Genomic DNA, 3,636 nt, shown 5'->3' with positions numbered 1-3,636 from the left:
GCCCAGACGCGTTTCGACGATCAGCGCGCGCAGCATGGCGAAGACCTCGTCGGCGGTCTTGGGATCGAGATTGCCGGTCGGCTCGTCGGCCAGCACCAGGCGCGGATGCAGTACCACCGCGCGCGCCACCGCCACCCGCTGCTGCTCGCCGCCGGAAAGCTCGGCCGGCCGCCGTCCGAGCTTGTCGGCGAGGCCCACCAGCTCGAGCACTTCGCCCGCGCGCCGCGCCGCCTCCGGCTCCGCCATCCGCGCAATCAGCGCCGGCATCATCACGTTCTCCAGCGCCGTGAAGTCCGCGAGCAGGTAGTGGAACTGAAAGACAAAGCCGAGCTTCAGGTTGCGAAACTCGGCGAGCGCCCGCTCGCCGAGCGTGAACAGGTCCCGACCCTCGAAGTAAACCTTGCCGGCGGTCGGCGTCTCGAGACTCCCGAGCACGTGCAGCAGGGTCGATTTGCCAGTGCCCGATTGGCCGACGATCGCCACCTCCTCGCCGGCCCTCACCTCGAGCTCGAGTCCGCGCAGCACCCGGACTTCGCGGCCGGCGTCGAAGAAGCTCTTCGAGAGTCCTTCGGCCTTGAGCAGAAGTTCCGCGCCGTTGGCGCCGGGTACCGGCGCCACGGCCGCGGCGGGACCCGATGCGCTGCGCTCACTCATAGCGGAGGATCTCCACCGGCGAGAGCGTGCGGGCCTTGAAAGCCGGGTAGAGCGACGCACCCAGGCACAGCACCACGGCCGCCGCCGCCACGGCGAGGAAGTTTACCGGGTACAGCCGCACCGGTACGGCGCTGACCATGAACATGTCGGGCGGCAGATGAATAAGATGATACTTGCCGATAAGGAACGAGGTGACGAAACCGCCGAGCACGCCGACGGCGGTGCCGGCGAAGCCCAGCGCCGCGCCCTCGCTCAAAAAGATCCAGGCGACCGAGGCGGCCCGCGCCCCCATCGCGCGCAGAATCGCGATCTCCTTGCGCCGTTCCATCACTACCATCACCAGCGTGGCGACGATATTGAACGCCGCCACCAGCACGATCAGCATCAGCACCAGGAAGTAGGTGAACTTCTCCAGCTTGAGCGCCGAGAACAGCGCCGAGTTGGCCTGCGTCCAGTCGGTCACGGTGAAGCCGCTGCCCGCAAGGCGCGCGATGCGCGTTGCGACGGCGGGGGCGTCGAACAGGTTATGCACCCGCATCTCTAGGCCGCTTTCGAGCTGCGGGTCGTCGGCGAGCAGGGCGCGGGCGTTATTCAGCGAAACGAAAATCAGCGACGAGTCGAACTGGAACATCCCGGAATGAAACATCCCGCCGACCACGAAGCGCCTAAGGCGCGGAGCGCCGACTCCGCCGCCGATACTCGCGGGCGAGATTAGCACGAGCGGGTCTCCCGTGTGGATTCCCAGCTCGAGCGCGAGCGAGTCGCCGATGATCGCGCCTGGCAGCTGCACGCTGCGCTTGGCGCCGCCGTCGACGACGGTGGCCGGAAAAGTCCGATCCAGAGCGTCGAGGCCGCCGTCCTTGAGCGTTTCCCTAAGCTCGGTCAGCACCGGGTTGTTCGCCTCGATCACTCCGCGCAGCACTCCCCCTGCGACGTAGGCCGGCACGCCCGCGGCATTGGTGGAAACCGCCATCACCTGCGATGACACATAGGGCGCCGCCGCTTCGACCCCGGGGAGCGCGTGGATGCGCTGGAGAAGCGGGGCCGGATCGAAGGCTGCGGCGTTGGTGCTTTGGAGGGTGACGTGTGGGTTAAAGGCGAGCAGGCGCTGGCGCAAATCCTCCTGGAAGCCGCTCATGACCGATAACACCACGGTCAGCGCGAACGTGCCGAGCGCCACGCCGGCGAGCGAAATGATAGCGATCAGCGAGACGAAACGCTCGCGCCTGCGCGCGCGCAGATAGCGCATCGCTATCAGATATTCGAAGCGCACCGTTGGTCGTATGAAGGCAGGTTAGCGTCTGGCGGCGGCCAGCACCGCGGCGTTGCAAGGCTTCCGACGGCATGAATTCCTGCCATGAGGGCCGCGCGAGGCCTACGGTGCCAATCAAGAATAATCATGCTGATCGGCGGCGAGCTTGCCATTTTTCATAGTCATTGAGCCATAACAGTATCGCAAACGAGGGCAAGGTTGCGACGGCGTTGTCTGAACCGCTATAAAGGCCGAGAGTCTTCGCCGAGGGGTATCCAGATGAAGTGCTGGTTGTTGGGGGCACTAGCCCTTGCACTCTGGACTTGCACATTGTGCGCGCGCGTGCGGGCCGAGGATCCACCGCCGCAAGACCAGAATCTCATAACGATGAATTTCCAGGACGTGGATATCCCGGTCCTGGCCAAATTTATCAGCGAGATCACGGGCAAGAATTTCGTCGTCGACGAAAGCGTCCGCGGCAAGGTCAGCATCATCTCCCCAACGAAGGTCACTCCCACCCAAGCGTATTCCATCTTTCAATCGGTCCTCCAGGTCAAGGGCTTTACCACCGTGCAGGCCGGCCCGGTGATAAAGATCGTCCCCGCGCGCGAAGTCCGCGAGTCGGCCGCACTTACTACCTCGCAGCAACCCGGCGAGGATCGGGGCGATTCGTACGTTACGCGGATGGTCCGGCTGAAGAACATCGACGCCGCCTCGCTGGTCAGCGTGGTGCAGCCGATGGTTTCGCATGACGGCCTGGTTGCCGCGTTTCCCGAAGACAACACGCTGATCCTCACGGATAACGCTTACAATATCGAACGCCTGCTCAGGATCGTCGGCAGCCTCGACGTCCAGGGCACGCGCCAGAATATCGAGGTCATTCCGCTTCAGCTCGCGTTCGCCGACGACGTCGCCTCGCAGATCGAAAAGATCATGAATGGCGAGACGGGTCCGGAGGCCGCCGGCGGGCGCTTTCCGCGTCCCGGCCTCGGCGTGGTGGCGCCCTCGGCGCAGGGGCCAAGCGGCGGCTTCAAGGTAGTTCCCGACGAACGCACCAACTCGCTGATCGTGCTGGCCGGGCCGGTACAGATGCGCTCGATCAAAGATTTGATCGCCAAGCTCGACGTTCATCCGCCCAACGAGAACTCGCGTATCCACGTGTACAGGCTCAGGAACGCGACGGCTGGCGAGATCGTGCAGGTGCTCAACGGGCTGCTCGGCGGCGGCGGTGCGCCGTCGACGCTCTCGCCGACCACCGGCCGCAACTCGCTTGGCCGCGGTGGCTCGGGCGGCTTCGGCAGCAGCGGTTCGCTCAATTCGGGCTTCGGCGGCGGGGTCGGCGGCTTGGGCACCTCCAGCACGTCTTTTGGAGGCTCCAACTCGAGCTTCGGTGGGGGGATGGGATCGTCGATGGGGAGCCGTGGCGGCAGCCTCGGCGGCGGTGGCGGAACGCTCAGCGCGAGCGGCGGCGGTGCTTCCTCCAAGTCGCTCGACTTTGAGAACGTGGTAAACATCACAGGCGATCCGGCCACCAACTCGCTGATAATCAGCGCCGCGCCGCAGGACTACCAGACGCTCCGCCGCGTTATCGAAGAGCTCGACGTGCCCCGGATCCAGGTTTTCGTCCAGGCGATCATCGTAGAGGTCAGCGCCGAGCGCGCCCGCGACATCGGGGTCAACTGGCAGGCCGCGACCAACATCAGCGGCAGCACGATCGGTGTCGGACAACT

Annotated in this window: 3 protein-coding genes; 1 reads left to right on the top strand and 2 read right to left on the bottom strand. The window is 65.3% G+C overall.

Annotated elements, in window-relative coordinates:
* Both VMI09_13090 and VMI09_13085 read right to left on the bottom strand, forming a co-directional pair.
* A partial coding sequence (locus tag VMI09_13090) for an ABC transporter ATP-binding protein (protein HTQ25623.1) occupies window positions 1-654 on the bottom strand: 654 nt, incomplete at its 3' end.
* On the bottom strand, window positions 647-1,927 hold the full coding sequence (locus tag VMI09_13085) for an ABC transporter permease (protein HTQ25622.1): 1,281 nt from the start codon (window positions 1,925-1,927) through the stop codon (window positions 647-649). The genes VMI09_13090 and VMI09_13085, both read right to left, overlap by 8 nt.
* 366 nt (window positions 1,928-2,293) lie before the next feature.
* On the opposite strand from VMI09_13085, the gene VMI09_13080 reads away from it, so the two are divergent.
* The coding region (locus VMI09_13080; protein HTQ25621.1) for a secretin N-terminal domain-containing protein at window positions 2,294-3,636 on the top strand (1,343 nt) is incomplete at its 3' end.

Source organism: Candidatus Binataceae bacterium, assembly GCA_035500095.1.
Taxonomy (GTDB): domain Bacteria; phylum Desulfobacterota; class Binatia; order Binatales; family Binataceae; genus JAKAVN01.
The sequence above is the reverse complement of the archived record's forward strand: the minus strand, read 5'-3'. Positions and strand labels throughout refer to the sequence as shown.